The 16,413-nt window shown below is 64.1% G+C and carries 18 protein-coding genes; 9 read left to right on the forward strand and 9 right to left on the reverse strand.

Annotation, left to right across the window (positions count from 1 at the left end; all coding sequences use genetic code 11):
- Positions 1-117: 117 nt before the first annotated feature.
- The 3 genes from ACT01B_RS05600 to rimJ are packed head-to-tail and all read left to right on the forward strand — an operon-like array spanning position 118 to position 2,350.
- Positions 118-867 (forward strand): SDR family NAD(P)-dependent oxidoreductase, encoded by a 750-nt coding sequence (locus tag ACT01B_RS05600; RefSeq protein ID WP_445146389.1) that lies wholly within the window; start codon positions 118-120, stop codon positions 865-867.
- Between the two features lie 44 nt (positions 868-911).
- Positions 912-1,760 carry an S-formylglutathione hydrolase gene (gene fghA / locus ACT01B_RS05605; protein WP_445146390.1) on the forward strand — a complete coding sequence of 283 codons (849 nt, stop codon included), beginning with the start codon at positions 912-914 and terminating at the stop codon, positions 1,758-1,760.
- The gene (rimJ, locus tag ACT01B_RS05610; RefSeq protein ID WP_445146391.1) at positions 1,757-2,350 is read left to right on the forward strand and encodes a ribosomal protein S5-alanine N-acetyltransferase; all 594 of its coding nucleotides are present in this window, start codon (positions 1,757-1,759) and stop codon (positions 2,348-2,350) included. The genes fghA and rimJ overlap by 4 nt, the downstream gene beginning before the upstream one ends.
- 156 nt (positions 2,351-2,506) lie before the next feature.
- Here the strand turns inward: rimJ and ACT01B_RS05615 are convergent, their stop codons facing one another.
- The gene (locus ACT01B_RS05615) at positions 2,507-3,856 is read right to left on the reverse strand and encodes a DEAD/DEAH box helicase (RefSeq protein ID WP_445146392.1); all 1,350 of its coding nucleotides are present in this window, start codon (positions 3,854-3,856) and stop codon (positions 2,507-2,509) included.
- Positions 3,857-4,101: 245 nt separating this feature from the next.
- Positions 4,102-4,818 carry a class I SAM-dependent methyltransferase gene (locus ACT01B_RS05620; RefSeq protein WP_445146393.1) on the reverse strand — a complete coding sequence of 239 codons (717 nt, stop codon included), beginning with the start codon at positions 4,816-4,818 and terminating at the stop codon, positions 4,102-4,104.
- A gap of 85 nt (positions 4,819-4,903) precedes the next feature.
- On the opposite strand from ACT01B_RS05620, the gene ACT01B_RS05625 reads away from it, so the two are divergent.
- Positions 4,904-6,148 (forward strand): MFS transporter, encoded by a 1,245-nt coding sequence (locus tag ACT01B_RS05625; RefSeq protein ID WP_445147432.1) that lies wholly within the window; start codon positions 4,904-4,906, stop codon positions 6,146-6,148.
- A gap of 52 nt (positions 6,149-6,200) precedes the next feature.
- On the forward strand, positions 6,201-6,686 hold the full coding sequence (locus tag ACT01B_RS05630) for an FKBP-type peptidyl-prolyl cis-trans isomerase (protein ID WP_445146394.1): 486 nt from the start codon (positions 6,201-6,203) through the stop codon (positions 6,684-6,686).
- Between the two features lie 112 nt (positions 6,687-6,798).
- Here ACT01B_RS05630 and ACT01B_RS05635 read toward each other — a convergent pair whose 3' ends face one another.
- From ACT01B_RS05635 to ACT01B_RS05650, 4 genes are all read right to left on the reverse strand, one after another.
- Positions 6,799-7,230: an organic hydroperoxide resistance protein gene (locus ACT01B_RS05635; RefSeq protein WP_445146395.1), complete on the reverse strand. Its 432-nt coding sequence runs from the start codon at positions 7,228-7,230 to the stop codon at positions 6,799-6,801.
- 3 nt (positions 7,231-7,233) lie between these two features.
- Positions 7,234-7,692: a MarR family winged helix-turn-helix transcriptional regulator gene (locus tag ACT01B_RS05640; protein ID WP_445146396.1), complete on the reverse strand. Its 459-nt coding sequence runs from the start codon at positions 7,690-7,692 to the stop codon at positions 7,234-7,236.
- 97 nt (positions 7,693-7,789) lie between these two features.
- Positions 7,790-8,311 (reverse strand): C40 family peptidase, encoded by a 522-nt coding sequence (locus tag ACT01B_RS05645; RefSeq protein WP_445147433.1) that lies wholly within the window; start codon positions 8,309-8,311, stop codon positions 7,790-7,792.
- A gap of 144 nt (positions 8,312-8,455) precedes the next feature.
- Positions 8,456-9,808 carry a hypothetical protein gene (locus ACT01B_RS05650; protein ID WP_445146397.1) on the reverse strand — a complete coding sequence of 451 codons (1,353 nt, stop codon included), beginning with the start codon at positions 9,806-9,808 and terminating at the stop codon, positions 8,456-8,458.
- 21 nt (positions 9,809-9,829) lie between these two features.
- On the opposite strand from ACT01B_RS05650, the gene ACT01B_RS05655 reads away from it, so the two are divergent.
- The 4 genes from ACT01B_RS05655 (at position 9,830) to ACT01B_RS05670 (ending at position 13,730) form a co-directional block, all read left to right on the forward strand.
- On the forward strand, positions 9,830-11,089 hold the full coding sequence (locus ACT01B_RS05655; protein ID WP_445146398.1) for an NAD(P)/FAD-dependent oxidoreductase: 1,260 nt from the start codon (positions 9,830-9,832) through the stop codon (positions 11,087-11,089).
- A 27-nt stretch (positions 11,090-11,116) separates the two neighbouring features.
- A complete protein-coding gene (gorA, locus tag ACT01B_RS05660; RefSeq protein WP_445146399.1) occupies positions 11,117-12,463 on the forward strand; it encodes a glutathione-disulfide reductase in 1,347 nt (448 codons plus the stop codon).
- Positions 12,464-12,498: 35 nt separating this feature from the next.
- Positions 12,499-13,278: an N-formylglutamate deformylase gene (gene hutG, locus ACT01B_RS05665; RefSeq protein WP_445146400.1), complete on the forward strand. Its 780-nt coding sequence runs from the start codon at positions 12,499-12,501 to the stop codon at positions 13,276-13,278.
- A gap of 182 nt (positions 13,279-13,460) precedes the next feature.
- The gene (locus ACT01B_RS05670) at positions 13,461-13,730 is read left to right on the forward strand and encodes a hypothetical protein (protein ID WP_445146401.1); all 270 of its coding nucleotides are present in this window, start codon (positions 13,461-13,463) and stop codon (positions 13,728-13,730) included.
- A 64-nt stretch (positions 13,731-13,794) separates the two neighbouring features.
- On the opposite strand, the gene ACT01B_RS05675 is transcribed toward ACT01B_RS05670, so the two are convergent.
- The 3 genes from ACT01B_RS05675 to ACT01B_RS05685 are packed head-to-tail and all read right to left on the reverse strand — an operon-like array spanning position 13,795 to position 16,350.
- A complete protein-coding gene (locus tag ACT01B_RS05675; RefSeq protein ID WP_445146402.1) occupies positions 13,795-14,223 on the reverse strand; it encodes a RidA family protein in 429 nt (142 codons plus the stop codon).
- Positions 14,220-14,888 carry a carbonate dehydratase gene (gene can / locus ACT01B_RS05680; protein ID WP_445146403.1) on the reverse strand — a complete coding sequence of 223 codons (669 nt, stop codon included), beginning with the start codon at positions 14,886-14,888 and terminating at the stop codon, positions 14,220-14,222. The genes ACT01B_RS05675 and can overlap by 4 nt, the downstream gene beginning before the upstream one ends.
- A 10-nt stretch (positions 14,889-14,898) precedes the next feature.
- A complete protein-coding gene (locus tag ACT01B_RS05685) occupies positions 14,899-16,350 on the reverse strand; it encodes an aldehyde dehydrogenase (protein ID WP_445146404.1) in 1,452 nt (483 codons plus the stop codon).
- Positions 16,351-16,413 lie beyond the last annotated feature (63 nt).

Here is a 16,413-nt window from a genome sequence, read left to right on the forward strand (position 1 = left end):
GGAACCTCGACATGGCATGCACGTGGGCATGCGGGAGAATGGCGGTATTGTAGCAGGCCACCCCGCCCAAGCCGGTGTTTTTCTGGCTTTTGCCCCCCAATCTGCAGAGGAAAACCCATGTCTCGACGTCTTGACGGTCGCGTTGCGCTGGTCACCGGTGCTTCTTCCGGCATTGGCGAAGCCACCGCGTTGGCCTTGGCCGAGGCGGGCGCCCGCGTAGCCATAGCGGCCAGGCGCCGTGATCGACTGGAAGCCCTGGCCGCGACGCTCGAGGCGCTTGGCGCTGAGCCTACCGTGCTGGTGGCGGACCTGAGCTCGGAAGCCGAAGCGCAGCGCGTCGTCGCTGAAACTGAAGCACGCTACGGTCGGCTGGATATTCTCGTGAACAATGCGGGCGTGATGTATCTGGAACCGGTGGTCGATGCCGATCTGGGCCGCTGGCGGCGCATGCTTGAACTCAACGTGCTCAGCCTGATCGCCTCCACCCAGGCCGCGCTGCCCGGTATGCGCAGCCGTCGTGATGGTCATATCGTGAATATTTCGTCGACGGCAGGTCGTGTCGCCAACCCCAATGCGGCTGGCTACGCGGCAACCAAGTTCGGCGTGGTGGCTTTCTCCGAAGCGTTGCGGCGTGAGGTTTACCAGCACAACATCCGCGTCACGGTGATCGAGCCGGGTGCGGTGGCGACCGAGCTGCGCGAACATATCGGCCATGCCGAAGTGCAGGCCGCCACCAATGCCTGGGCCGAGGGCATGCGTCAACTCCAGGGCAGCGATGTGGCGGACGCCATCGTGTTTTGCGTCTCGCGTCCCGCACACGTCAACATCAACGAAGTGTTGATGCGACCCACCGATCAGGAGCGCTGAGCGGGTCTATTATCACGATCCGTGCGACGACAGGGAGAACCACCATGACTGGAATCGAGACGATTTCCGAACAGCGTTGCCACGATGGTGTGCAGGGTTTCTATCGGCATCACTCGGAAAGCTGCCGTGGGCCGATGCGCTTCGCCGTCTACCAGCCGCCGCGGGCGACGCGCGAGGCGTGCCCGGTGCTGTATTTTCTTGCGGGGCTCACCTGCACGGAGGAAACCGCCACCATCAAGGCTGGCGCACAGCGTCTCGCCGCTGAGCTGGGCCTGATCCTGGTGATGCCCGATACCAGCCCACGCGGCACGGACATCGACGGTGCGACCGGTGATTGGGAATTCGGCGAAGGTGCGGGCTTCTATGTCGACGCCACGCAGTCGCCATGGGCGTCGCGATTTCGCATGCACAGCTATGTCGCCAGCGAATTGCCCGCACTCATGGCACAGCACTTTCCGGTGGATGGCGAGCGCGCGGGGATTACGGGTCACTCGATGGGCGGGCACGGTGCATTGACCATTGCCCTTCGCCATTCGCAGCGATTTCGTTCGGTGTCTGCCTTTGCGCCCATCGTTGCACCGACCCAGGTCCCGTGGGGACAAAAGGCATTTCCCCGTTATCTGGGTGAGGATGTCGCGCGCTGGGCCGACTATGACGCCTGTGAGCTGGTGCGACGGCAGACGTTCGACGGCACCATCCTGATCGATCAGGGCGAGGCGGACGGCTTCCTCACCACCCAGCTCAAGCCCGAACTGTTCGATCAGGCATGCGCCGAAGGTGGACAGTCGCTGGTGCTGCGCCGGCATGCGGGCTACGACCACAGCTATTACTTCATCACCAGTTTTATCGAGGATCATCTGCGGCATCATGCCGAGGCCTTGGGTCGGCTGTGAATCTGCTGCATCCGATCACCACCGAGCGTACCTTGATCCGTATGGTGGAGCCGGCGGATGCATCACGCCTTCTACGTTACCGGGTGCACAACCGCGATCACCTGGCGCCATGGGAGCCGTTGCGCGATACGTCGTACTACACGCTGGCGCACTGCACGCAAACGCTGGCCGATTCGCGTGAAGCGGTACGCTTCGATCGTGCGTATCCGTTTTTTGTGCTCGATTTGGCGGGCAACGAGATCATGGGCTGCTTCACCTTTGCCAATGTCGTGCGAGGCGCGTTCCAGGCCTGCCATCTTGGCTACAGCATCGCGGTGCATCGACAAGGGCAGGGGGTGATGCGGGAATCGCTGGCGGTGGCCCTGGATTGGGCGTTCAGCGAACTCGACCTGCATCGCATCATGGCCAACTACATGCCGCGCAACGAGCGCAGCGCACAGCTATTGCAGCGTCTTGGTTTCGAGGAGGAAGGCTATGCGAAGCGCTACCTGCAGATAGCCGGGGTCTGGGAAGACCACGTGCTTACGTCGCGCATTCGCAACGATGTAGGAGCGCACCCTGTGCGCGATCACGGGCTTAGCGCTCCGTAGGCTTTTCACTCGGGCCATCCTTTGCCCTCGCCCTGCGGGCAGCTTCCGCTGTGCCATCCGGCAGTCCTGCCGGATGGTCGCGCACAGGGTGCGCTCCTACACCCGCCCCGTCGTCGCGCGGCCCCTCTCCTGCCGAGCAGAGGGGCCACGTGTCATTCAGGCCTTGGCGGCCGGGCGACGGTTACGGTTACGGTTGCGGTTGCCTTCGGCCGGCCGCTCGCTGCTGCCGTGCGGGTGCGCGGGGTTGTGCGGGCGATAGCCACCACTACCCTGCGGACGACCGCCTTGCGGGCGACCCTGGCGCTGCGGGCGCTGGCCCTGGCCACCGCCACCCTGCACCGGGCGCGGCGCACCGGCGTCGGTGCGCAACGGATGCGAGGGCTCGAAGCCGGGAACGTCGCTGATCGCGATGTCCTGCTTGAGCAGCTTGCGGATATCGCGCAGCAGGCCCGATTCCTCGTGGCTCACCAGCGACACGGCCATGCCATCGGCGCCGGCGCGGCCGGTGCGGCCAATGCGGTGCACATAGTCTTCGGCGACCATCGGCAGGTCGAAGTTGATCACGATCGGCAGCTGGTCGATATCGATACCGCGCGCGGCGATGTCGGTGGCAACCAGTACGGTGACGCGGCCGGTCTTGAAATCGCTGAGTGCGCGCGTACGGGCATTCTGGCTCTTGTTGCCATGAATGGCCGCGGCGCGCAGGCCGGCGACGCCCAGGTACGTCACCAGCTTGTCGGCGCCGTGCTTGGTGCGGCTGAACACCAGCGTCTGGCGACGGCTGTCCTGCGACAGCATGTGCAGCAGCAGATCGCGCTTCTTGGCGGCATCCACCGGGTGTACGTGATGCGTCACGGTAGTGGCAACCGAATTGGCCGGTGCCACCGACACTTCACGCGGCTCATGCATGAACTGCATGGCCAGTGCCTTGATCGGCGGTGCGAAGGTGGCCGAGAACAGCAGCGTCTGACGCTGGCGCGGCACGGCGGCCAGGATGCGCTTGAGCGCCGGCAGGAAGCCCATGTCGAGCATGCGGTCCGCTTCGTCCAGCACCAACACTTCGATGCCCGACAGATCGAGCGAGCGCTGCTGCATATGGTCGATCAGGCGACCTGGCGTGGCGATGACCACGTCGACGCCGCGACGCAAGGCCTGCATCTGCGGACCCATGCTGACGCCACCGAAGATGGTCGTGCTGGTGATGCGCAGGTGCTTGCCGTACTCACGCAGGTTGTCATGGACCTGTGCAGCCAGTTCGCGCGTCGGTGTCAGCACCAGGGCACGCGGGCGGCGGGTGCCGGCCGGCGCACCATTGGCGATGTGCTGCAGCAGCGGCAGCGCAAAAGCGGCCGTCTTGCCGGTACCGGTCTGAGCGGCGGCCAGCAGGTCGCGGCCTTCGAGCACGATCGGAATGGCCGCAGCCTGGATGGGGGTGGGTTGGGCGTAGCCTTGTTCAACAAGCGCACGCAACAACGCGGGCGCGAGGCCCAGCGATTCAAAAGACATGGAAGCTCCAGAGCAACCCGGAGCGTTCTATCGAACCGCGTTGCAGTATTCAGTGAGGGATGGGCGGCGATCGCCGCGCTGCGAAGTATAGCTGAAAGTCAGGAACGCCGCTTGGTATGGATGAACGGTGAGCAACGCGGGGTGCTTCTCGGGGGCCGAAAGCGAGCTGACGCAACGTTTTGAGGGCGCCCTGACCCTATGCGGCGAGCACGTCAGGCACCCTTCCAGGCCAGCCTTTGCGGCTCTCACCGCTTTCTCTGTGCGACCAGCAAATAGTTGTTGTAAGGCATATGGCCATGTAGCGGGCGAATGGTGACCTCCAGACCAGCGGCTTCCAGCAGCGCGCGCAATTCGTCGGCGCTGGGGTAGTGCTGTGCGCCTACGCGCATCCAGCCGCTCACGCGCAGGAAGAATTCCGCCACCCGTGTGACCTGATAACGCCAATTGGATTCACGCAGCACGTTGCGCACGATCAGCATGCCGTCAGGGGCGAGATGGCGCACGGCATGCTCGACCACGGCGCGCTGGCGCTCTTCGGGCAGGTAATGCAGCACGTCGAGCAAGGCGACGTGTCCGCGCAGGGTCTGCGCTGTGGCGCCGTCGCCGCAGCGCAATTGCAGCGAATGATCGATGCCGGCCCGGCGCAGCGCACGCAGGCCGGCGTCGATCTTGCGCGGGTCGTGATCGATCCCGATGTACTCCGGCACGCAGCCTTGCGCGTGCAGATACTGACCCAACAGGCCGATGCCGCAACCGATGTCCAGCAACGGCAGCGGGTGAACGGCAATCAACGCGGCGGCGGCCGCGTACACGGGATCGGTAGCGAGCTTGCCCCGCACATAGCCACGCTGTAGGCCGTGTTCGTAGTAGTCGGCAATGCGATGGCGGGCGGCGGCATCCATGCTCATCATGTCAGCCGACTCGGTGACTGCGCCGCGTGAAGGCAGCAGGGCGACAGACATGATCCCGCCCTTGCGCCGCGACGGCCATGGTGGTTCGCTTGGCGCCCTGTGTGCCGCGCTGACGGCTTTGCCTTGGAGTCCACTGATGTCGCCGTTTGCGCCCCTGCGGGAACTGACTCACACCCAGCGCCATACCGTATTGGCCAGTTTTCTCGGCTGGACGCTCGATGCCTTCGACTATTTCCTGCTCACCTTCGTGATCGTCGCGGTGGCGAAGGAATTCAACGTTGACAAGCAGCACGTCACCTACGGCCTCTTTCTCACCTTGGCCGCGCGGCCGATCGGGGCGTTGCTGTTTGGCCGGCTGGCCGACCGGTTCGGGCGTCGCCCTATCCTGATGTTCAACGTGATCATGTTTTCGCTGTTCGAACTGTTCACGGCGTTTTCCAGCACGCTCACCATGCTGCTGGTGCTGCGCTTCCTGTTTGGCGTGGCCATGGGTGGTGAATGGGGTATCGGTGCCTCGCTGGCGATGGAGTCGATACCGGCGAAGTCGCGCGGCATGGTGTCCGGCCTGTTGCAGAGTGGCTATCCGTGCGGCTTCTTCCTCGCCGCGTTGGCGAACTGGCTGCTGGTCGATCACATCGGCTGGCGTGGTTTGTTCGTGGTGGGCGCGGTGCCGGCCTTACTGGTGCTGTATATCCGCCGCAGCGTGCCGGAGTCGGAGGTTTGGAAGCAGGGGCAGGCACAGCACGAGAAGCTTGGCCTGATGGCGTCCATGCGCGGCCACTGGAAGTTGGCCATCTATCTGATGCTGCTGATGGCGGCGTTCAACATGTTCAGCCACGGCTCGCAGGACATGTACCCGACCTTCCTGCAGACCAACCTGCATATCCCCGGTGGCTCGGGCACCGCCTTCCTGCTCACGGCCTTGCTCAACATCGGCGCCCTGGTAGGCGGTCTGTTCTTTGGCTCGCTGTCGGAGCGGATTGGCCGGCGTCGCGCCATCATCGCGGCCGCCTTGCTGGCCATCCCGATCATTCCGCTATGGATGCACGGTGGCTCGATCCTGCTGCTCGGACTGGGCGCGTTCCTGATCCAGGTGATGGTGCAGGGCGCCTGGGGCGTGGTGCCCACCCACCTCAACGAGCTGGCGCCGGATGCCGTGCGCGGTACCTTGCCGGGCTTTGCCTACCAGATGGGCAACCTGCTAGCGGCGATCACCGCCACCGCCCAGACCTGGATTGCCGACTGGCGCGGGGGCGATCTGGCGTTCGCGATGTCGTTCTGGATTGCCGCGGTGGCCGTGCTGTTGGCCCTGCTGGCCTGGCTGGGGCCGGAGGCGCACGGCGTGCGCTTCGGCCAGAAGCAGGCGGCCGTGGGCGAGTGAACGCGCGGGTTGCTGCTAGAATCCTCGCTTTGCACCAATCACGAGACATGCAATGAAGGCTGGCAAGGACAAGGTTATCTCGCTCCACTACGCGCTGACGGTGGACGGGGAAAAGGTTGAGAGTTCCCTCGATCGCAACGAGCCGCTGTGGGTGCTGCTGGGCCATGGCCAGCTGATCCCGGGGCTGGAATCGGCACTGGAAGGTCACGAGGCCGGCGAAAACCTGCAGGTCGACGTCGCCGCGGCGGACGGCTACGGCGAGCGTCAGGAAGGCATGGTCCAGCGCGTGTCGAAAAAGTACTTCCAGCAATCGGCCAAGCTGAAGCCGGGCATGACCACGGTGCTGGGGCTGAAGGAAGGCGGTCACCGCGTGGTGGTGGTGCAGAAGGTCGGCATGACCACGGTCGATGTGGATCTCAACCATCCGATGGCCGGTAAGGCGCTGCATTTCGACGTGACGATCAACGAAGTGCGCGACGGTACCGAAGAAGAGATCCAGCACGGCCACGCGCACCCGCCGGGCGCCGAGGCTCACTAAGCTTGTCGCTCCCTCTCCCTTCCGGAGAGAGGGTTGGGGAGAGGGGCCACGTCCCCTCAACGCGACTACGGCGCCTCACGGCGCCGTTGTCGTTTCTGGCTTCGACTACGAATCAGACCAACGTGATCTGCACATCGACGTTGCCACGCGTGGCATGCGAATACGGGCAGATATCGCTATGGGCGGTATCGATCAGCTCCTGCGCCACGGCGCGATCCAGGCCCGGCAGGTTCACGTCCAGCTTTACCGCGATGCCGAAACCGGTCGGCTCACGCGGGCCGATGCCGACGTGCGCGGTGACCGAGGAGTCCTTGCTCATGGTGACGTTCTTCTGGCGGGCGACAAAGCGCATGGCGCCTTCAAAGCACGCGGCATAACCGGCGGCGAACAGCTGTTCCGGATTGCTGCCGGCGCCGCCCGGGCCACCGAGCTCCTTGGGTACGACCAACTGCAGGTCGAGTACGCCATCGCTGCTCTTGGCGTGGCCTTCGCGGCCGCCGACGACAGTGGCGGTGGCGGTGTAGAGAACCTTGGTGCTGCTCATGGGTTAATCCTCGATGGTGGGGGTTTGGGCGTGCTGGGTGAGTCGCTTCAATTCATCACGCAGGCGCTGCATCTGGTCGAGTGAGAGCTGCAGCCGCTGCGCCATGCATGCGGGTATATCGCTGGCCTGCTCGCGCAGAGCGCGCCCGGCCGGGGTGAGACGGATATCCACTGCACGCTCGTCGTCGGTGCGGCGTTGGCGACCGACTAAGCCTGCCGATTGCAGCCGCTTCAGCAACGGCGTGAGCGTTCCCGAATCCAACTGTAGGCGCTGACCTAGTTCACGGACGGTGAGGCCGTCCTGCTCCCATAGCACCAGCATCACCAGGTATTGCGGGTAGGTCAGCCCCAAAGCTTCCAGCAGGGGGCGGTAAATCCCAGTGATGGAGCGCGAGGCGGCGTACAGCGCAAAACACAGTTGCTGGTCCAGTAGCAGGTGATCAGGGGTGGGCTTCCGTTTCATGCGATGCATCCTATGTGCAAAATTAAATTGTGTACAATTCAATTTTCCAATCGAACCGATAGGCTGTATCTACCGCCTGGATACAGGGGATACGGAATCAGTCGAGCAGACGCTTGCCGAAGGCGAAGTGATCGCGCCAGTAGGGACCGTCGATATCGTCCAGGCGTACCGTACCGCCGCTGTTGGGCGCATGCACGAAACGGCCCTTGCCCACATAGACGCCCACGTGGCTGATGCCCCCGCTGCCTCCGAAGAACACCAGGTCGCCGCTGACCAGGTCGGTCATTTGCGGCACCTTGCGCCCGTCCATGGCGGACATCTCGCGTGAGCTATGCGGGAGCATCAGGCCCGCCGCGTTGCGATAGATGTAGTCGACCAGGCCGCTGCAGTCGAAACCGCCGTCGGGCGTATTGCCGCCCCAGCGATAGGGCGTTCCCACCAGGGCGATGGCACGGAACAGCACATCGTTCGCCGTGCCGGTATTGGCTGCAGGACCCCGGGCCGGCAGGTCGGCCAGCGCTGAACGGGAGTCCTTGAAGGTGGCTTGCGGCTTGCGCGGGGCGCTGGAACAAGCCGCCAGCAGCAGGATCGTCGCGACCAGCAGCAGATGACGCGCCATGCGCCAGCGTACTGGCGGGCGTAAGGACGGATCGATAGCGTCCAAATTCACGAGCATCCCCTGGGCTACGGCAGAGAGGATGCTAGCAAATCAATAATTTGGAGGAAAGTCGTGAGTCAGTACGTGAGCAGTGGTCTCAGCGACTTATGAGCCCGGTTTGTCGACGGTCAAGTTGCGTTTAGCGGTGGTGCGCCCCTCCCTGTCCCAGGCGCGCAGCACGTACTGGCCCGGTTTCAGGTAAAGCGTGTTCATGCTGTTGTCGGTCAGGAAGACATAGCGGTCGACCGCGATGGCATCGTCGGACTCATTGGCGTAGCGGGCCTCGACGACGCAGGGCAGCTGGCGGGCGCAGATGTCGCTGGTCATCACCCGCGTCTCCCGAGTGTCCCCAAGAGCCAGCCAGTGGGGGCGACGTTGATGGCCGGCTTTCGGCAACACCACGTCAACGTCATGCCGGGCCGGGTCGGAGGTCCACACGCCGCCGTTTTGCCGGTTGATGAGTACCGAGGGGCGGTCGACCGGGAATTGGGCCATTAACTGGTTGTAGGGGTCGGAGTTCGGCATCGGGCCGATGTCCCGCCAGCGCGTCTGATCGATCGACAGAGGATCGAATCCGGACAGCTGCTTCAACTGCATCGCCATCGGTTTCACGTCGTCACCCAGATTGCCGGCTGCCTTGTCGATATGCGCATAACCCGCATGGACGAACAGGCGAGCCTTGGGGTCCTTGGCGAACACTTTTAGATAAAGCTGGTTGGCCTGTCCCATTTCGCGGTCGGCCAGCTTCTCCGCGTCCGTGTCATAGGCCACCACCACGAAGCCCAGCCGAATCGCCTCGCGGATGATCTCGCCGTAGAGCGGCTCATGCAGATACTCGCTGCCGCTGGTGCTGATGGGGTAGCCGCGCTTCATCAGCTCGGTATCGCTGTGGCTCAGCGCCTCTGCCGCAAAGTAGTTGAATCCTTGCGCACGCAGCAGCGGCAGGAGCGCAAGCGTCAGTTCGCGCGTGTGAGCGTCATGGTGTGCCTCGTTGATCATCACGATGCGCCGGTTGGCCGCGAGCTTGACGATCTCGCCGGCGGCGTCGGCGGGCTGCCAATCGGTGGGCGGCGGCATCGGTACGCGCGTCTGTACTCGGTTATCGAACGGGAAATCGTTGATAGCCTCGTTGTACAGCCCCAATTCGTCTTCAACGGTGGCCAGCAACTGCTGGTCGATCAGGCGATCCCTTTGCTGAAGCTGCGGTATCGCCTCCCGCAGATAGAGATAGCGCGCGAGATCGTTCTTGATATGGGCCGTTTCGGTAAACAGGTCGCGCGATACGTCGGGCGCCGATGATGCCGACACTGGGGGGGTTGCCATCGATCGCCCCGCCACCATGGCCAGGGCCAGAAACAAGGCGAAGGCAGCCGCCGTACGCCATAGATACATCACCGAGCCGGACTTCTTAACAGACGATTCCATCGCTCTGCTTCCCTTGGGGTTAGGGTCGGGCACTTCGGACGCTACAATAGTTTCATGGATGCTTCACGCAGTGATGTGCTGATTCTTGGCGGCGGTGTTATCGGCCTGGCCTGTGCCTACTACCTGCTGAAGTCCGGAGCTACCGTGCGCATTTTGGAGCAGGGTACCCCGGGCTGCGGCAGTTCGCACGGCAATTGTGGAACGATCACCCCCAGTCATGCCGCGCCGCTGGCGATGCCCGGCGTGCTGGGCGTGGCCTTGCGTTCCATGCTTCGATCCGACGCGCCGCTCTACCTCAACCCTCGCTTCGATGGCCCGCGCCTGCGTTGGATGCTGGGCTTCGCCCGGCACTGCAACTGGCATGACTTCGAGCACGCGGCCCGTGCGCGCGCGGCCATCCTGCTGCGCTCCCGCGCCCTGCTGCCCGGCCTGATCCGCGACGAGGGACTCGATTGCGAGTTTGGCGAGGGCGGCGTGCTGTATGCGTATCGCACGGCGCAGGCGCTGCAAGGCGACGAGCAACATCACGCGCGGGTACTCGATCGACTTGGCGTTGAAGTGCAGCGGCTGCGTGGCGATGAGGTAGAGGCCATGGAGCCGGCGTTGAAACCAGGCGTGGCAGGCGGGTTGTTCCATCCGGGCGACGCGCGCCTGCGCCCGGACCGTTACGCCGCGGAACTGGCGCGCCGCGTAGCGGAGCTGGGCGGTTCGATCGAAGCGGGTGCGCGCATCGATCATTTTGGTACGCGGGACGGGCGCATCGACTTCGTCCGCACCACCCGCGGCGTTTTTCGTGGTGACCGCGTGGTGATGGCGCTTGGCGCGTGGTCGCCCTTGCTTGGCAAGCAGCTCGGCCTGCAGTTGCCCATGCAGCCCGGCAAGGGCTATTCGCTGACCTATACGCGCCCCGTGCATGCGCCGCGCCATGCCCTGGTGCTGCGTGAGGCGGCCGTATGCGTCACCACCTGGGAGAGCGGTTACCGCTTGGGCAGCACCATGGAATTCTCGGGCTATTCGGAAGGGCTCAACCGTAAGCGTCTGGAAGCCTTGCGTCGTGGCGCGGCCCAGGGGCTGCAGGAGCCGGAAGGACCGCAGCTGCTGGAAGAATGGTGGGGCTGGCGGCCGATGAGCGTGGACGAAGTGCCGATCATCGGACCGAGCACGCGCTGGTCCAATCTCACCCTGGCGACGGCTCACGGCATGCTCGGCGTAAGCATGTCGGCAGCGACGGGCGAACTGGTGGCGGCCATGCTTGGCGGCAACGACGTGTCGATCGACCCCGCGCCCTATGCACCGGCACGATTCGGTGCCTAATCCGTATGCCTCTTCCAGGAGACAGGCATGGCCGATAGCTTTGATCTGATCGTACTGGGCGGAGGCTCGGGCGGCTTGGCCACGGCGTTCCGTGCTGCCCATCATGGCGCGCGCGTGGCGATGCTCGAGCCGGGTGCGCTCGGCGGCACCTGCGTCAACGTCGGCTGCGTGCCCAAGAAGGCACTATGGTATGCCGCGCAACTGGCGCAGGAACAACGGCTGGCCGTGGATTATGGCTTTGCCTCCGTGCCCGGGCCGCTCGACTGGGAGCACTTCCGTCAACTGCGTCAGAACTATATCGACGGCATTCGGCATCGCTATGCCACTCGCCTTGCCGAGGCGGGCATCCAGGTGTTCGCCGAAACCGGTCGCTTCGTATCGACCGATACGGTGGCTACCTCCTGCGGCAATGAGCTGCGCGCCACGCAGATCGTAATAGCCACCGGCGGGCGCCCCCGGCGACTGGATGTGCCCGGCTTCGACTTGGGGCTGGTGTCCGACGACATCTTCGCGCTGCGAACCCTGCCGCGGCGTATTGCCGTGGTCGGCGGTGGCTATATCGCCGTGGAGTTTGCTGGACTCTTGCGGGCGCTGGGCAGCGAAGTCTCGTTGCACGTGCGCAACCGCCTGCTGCTGGACTTCGATGCCGAGCTGGTCGATGCGCTGGAAGAGAGCATGCGCGGACAAGGCATCAGCATCTCGCATCAACTGAAGGTCGCCGGACTCCATCATGGGAACGATGGCATCGTGCTGGACGATGCCGTCAACGGCGAGTGCGGGCCCTATGACGCCGTGCTCTGGGCCGTGGGGCGCGTGCCCAATAGTGACCGCCTCGATCTGGATGCGGCGGGCGTGCACGTCAACGACATGGGTCATGTGGTTACCGATGACTGGCAGAACACCAATATTCCTGGCATTTGCGCGGTGGGCGACGTCACCGGCCGCGAGGAACTGACGCCGGTGGCGGTTGCGGCGGGGCGTCGCCTGGCAGATCGCCTGTTCGGCGGGCAGCCGCAGAGCCGGCTTGATTACACGAACGTGCCGAGCGTGGTGTTCGCCGAGCCACCGCTGGCCATGGTCGGGCTGACCGAGGCCCAGGCGCGTGAGTTTCATGGTGACCGGCTACACGTGTATCGCAGTCGCTTTACGCCCATGCAGTGGGCGCTGACAGGGCATGGCGCCATCTCGGTCATGAAGATCCTGTGCGTGGGTGACGACGAGCGTGTGGTCGGTATTCATGCCTTGGGTGCAGGCGCGGACGAAATGTTGCAAGGCTTTGCGGTGGCGATGAAGTTGGGCTTGCGCAAACGCGACCTGGACGACACGGTCGCCATTCATCCCAGCTCAGCCGAAGAACTGGTGCTGATGTCTTAAGAGCCTGTTTGGGCCTTGCAAGCTAGACTCCCAAGATGAGCAACTACACCCTGCATCGCGGCACCGCGCCGCTGTTGATCAGCCTGCCGCACGACGGCAGTGCGATTCCCGAGGCGATTGCCGAGCGCATGCTTCCCACGGCGCGGCGGTCGGTGGATACCGATTGGCATGTCGGGCGCCTGTACGAGCCCTTGGCCACGGCCTTGGGCGCAAGCGTGTTGAAGCCGGTGGCGTCGCGCTACGTGGTCGATCTCAATCGTCCAGCTGACGGTCAGGCCTTGTACCCGGGGCGTCGCGAGACAGGTCTGGTATCCACCATCGGTTTCCATGGCGAATCGCTTTATCGCGACGGTGACGAGCCGACGGCCGCTGAAATTCAACGGCGGGTGAATGAGTTCTGGCGTCCGTACCACGACGCCTTGTCGCAAGAACTTGAAAGGCTGCGCGCCGAACACGGGCGCGTGGTGCTGTGGGAAGGGCATTCCATCCGCAGTCGCGTGCCCATGCTGTTCGATGGCCAGTTGCCGGATTTCAACCTGGGTACGGCGGACGGTGCGAGCTGCGGAGCCGCGCTACAGGAGCAGTTGCAAGCCTTGCTGCAAGGCCAGTCCCGCTACAGCTTCGTCGTCAACGGACGCTTCAAGGGCGGCTATATCACGCGCCATTACGGTCGTCCGGACCGCGGCGTTCATGCCGTGCAGCTGGAGCTTGCCCAGCTCAATTACATGGACGAAGACAGCTTCGCGTATGACGAGGCGAAGGCGTCGGTGCTACAGGCCAGCATCGAACAGCTGCTGCGCCTGTGTGTAGCCTGACGCAAGAATATTCGAACGATGTTAGGGAGTCGGAAAGTCAATATACGCAGGTACGGAAAGTTCCCGCGCATGTTGAAAACACCGGTTTCGATGCGTCGCGAAACATGCCATGTTTTAGCCGTCGCGCCACCCGTGTTGTCGGGTTCCGGCCGGGTCCGCGGCATGACAGCTCGAGGCTCATCATGATGCGTAAGTTCGCGATCGCTTCCCTGCTTGTGGCGGGTGTTGCTCTCTCTGGTTCCGTGCTGGCTCAGAATGCAGCCCCCCAGGCTGCGCCCGCGACCAAGCCGGCTCCTGCCCAACCGGCCGGCTCTTCTACCAAGCATCACAAGAAGGGTCACAAGCCCACCCAGATCAGCGGCCAGCCCGGTACAGCCAAGGGTGGCAAGTCGTCCGGCAAGAAGTCGGGCAAGGCGACCTTGCCGCCGGTAACGACCGGTCCGTCGTCGTAAAGCGTGGCTGCGCGGAACCTCGGTGGCCAACCACCGAGGTTTCAAGATCGCGTCGGTCGAAGGCTTAGCGATCGCTACGCGGCAACGAGGCGATGCACTTCAGTTCGATCGCGATGGGCGTGGGCAGGGCGGTGATGCCCAAGGTCGTGCGACAGGCGTCCACGCCGGCGAAATACTCGGCATAGAGCCGATTGTAGGTGGCAAAGTCGCGCGTCATGTCGGTGAGAAACACCGTCACATCCACCAGATCCTCCCAGCGTGCGCCGCTGGCTTCGAGCACGGCGCGCACATTGGCGAATACCTGGCGGCATTGCGCCTCAATGTCGTAGTCGACCAGCTTGCCGTGCGCGTCGTGGACGTTGCCAGGTATGGCATTGGTGCCCGGTGTGCGCGGTCCGGCGCCGGACAGGAACAGCAGGTCGCCCACGCGTCTTGCATGCGGGTAGGCACCTACCGGCGCCGGAGCCTGCTCGGTGCGGACGACGTCGCTCATCGGTTGAACTCGGGCACCGTGCCAAGGCGCTGCAGGGCCGCCTCGTAGGCGGGCCACAGCTGCTCGCGCGAGCTGACATGCATGCCGAGATCGTTCACATGCCCGTCGAACAGGCTGTAGCACCACGCGTGCACCGACAGCTTCTGGCCGCGCTCCCAGGCATCCATTACCATGGTGGTGTGGCAGACATTGACGACCTGTTCGATCGCGTTGAGTTCGCACAGGCGGCTATTGCGCAGATGCATCAAGTCGATGGACGTAAGCATGCTGGAATGCTTCTGGGCCACGTCGCCCACATGGCGCAGCCAGTTGTCGACCAGGCCAAGGCGGCGTTCATCGAGCACCGCCTGTACACCGCCGCAGCCGTAATGGCCGACCACCAGGATGTGCTCAACCTTGAGCACGTCGACCGCGAACTGGATCGTGCTGAGGCAGTTGAGATCGGTATGCGACACCACGTTGGCGACGTTGCGCTGGACGAAGATGTCACCCGGCGGCAGGTCCACGATCTGGGTGGCCGGTACGCGCGAATCGGAGCAACCGATCCACAGGTACTTCGGTGCCTGTTGCTGGGCGAGTCGCTCGAAGAAGCGCGGATCCTGCGCGCGGACTTCGGCTGACCATTGGCGATTGCTGTCGAGCAGTTTCTGGAGTGGACTATTCACGGCGCAGCTCTCAATAGCGTATGCAGATATTTTTCGGTTCGGTGAAGAAACGCAGCGCTTCCGTGCCGCCTTCGCGGCCTAGGCCGGATTGCTTCGTGCCGCCAAACGGCGTGCGCAAATCGCGCAGCAGCCAGCAGTTGATCCACACGATGCCGAAGTCGAGTTGGGCACCAAAGCGATGTGCACGGGAAAGGTCGCGCGTCCACACCGAAGCGGCCAGGCCGTAGCCGGTCCCATTGGCGATGGCCAGCGCGTCGGCTTCATCGTCGAATGGAATAAGGCTGACTACCGGTCCGAAAATCTCGTGTTGATTGGTGGTGGCCTGGCCATCCAGGCCTTCGATCACGGTGGGTTCCACGAACCAGCCATCGGCACAGCGGCCCGCCACGTTCACGACTTCGCCGCCGCAGGACACGCGACCGCCTTCGTTGCGCGCCTGGGCAATGCAGCCCATGACCTTGTCGAAGTGTTCCTGCGAAACCAGCGCACCAAGGTCGGTGTCGCCGTCGTTGGGATCGCCCACGCGCAGTGCCTTCACGCGCGCCAGGTAGCGCTCGCGGAACGTTTCGTAGATGGAACGTTGCACCAGCAGGCGTGAGCCGCACAGGCAGATCTCGCCCTGATTGGCGAAGCCCGAGCGGACGATGGTGTCCAGCTGGGCATCGTTGAGATCGGTGTCCTCGAACACGACGGCGGGGTTCTTGCCGCCCAGTTCCAGCGACAGCTTCTTGAACTGCGGCGCGGCAACGGTGGCAATTTGTGCCCCGGTGCGCGTGCTGCCAGTGAACGACACCGCCTTGACGCCAGTGTGCTCGACGATGGCCTGGCCCACGCTGGGGCCACGGCCGTGCACGATGTTCAACACGCCGGCAGGCAAGCCCGCTTCGATGCTCAGCTCGCCGAGCAGGGCGGCCGTGCAGGGCGTGATCTCTGATGGCTTGGCCACCACGGCGTTGCCGGCAGCCAGGGCTGGCGCGATCTTCCAGGTGAACAGGTACAGCGGCAGGTTCCACGGACTGATGCAGCCCACCACACCGAGTGGCTGGCGCAGCGTGTAATTGATCGCCCCGACTTCCATCGCATGCGATTCGCTGCTCCACGGCACGATGGCAGCGGCGAAGTAACGGAGATTGGAGACCGCGCGGGGAATGTCGAGGTTACGGGCAAGGCTCAGTGGCTTGCCGCTGTCGCGCGACTCCAGTGCCACGAAGTCTTCCAGGCGCGCTTCGATCAGGTCGGCGAGCCGATGCAGCAGTCGGGCGCGCTGCTCGGCCGGCGTCGCACTCCAGCCTGGCGCGGCGCGTTGGGCAGCGGCTACGGCATCGGCAACGTCATCCGCAGACGAGTCCGGGCATTGCGCGAATACTTGGCCGGTGGCTGGCTCGAATACATCGAGCCAGCGCGAATCACGTGGCGCCTGCAGGCGACCGTCGATCAGGTTGGCGAGGCGCAGGTTTGGCATCGGTGGAAGCTTAGAGCCTGTGCCCGACAAATGCACCGGACGCCGCCGTACGCGTGTCCCCGA

Source organism: Dyella sp. Tek66A03, from assembly GCF_052567735.1.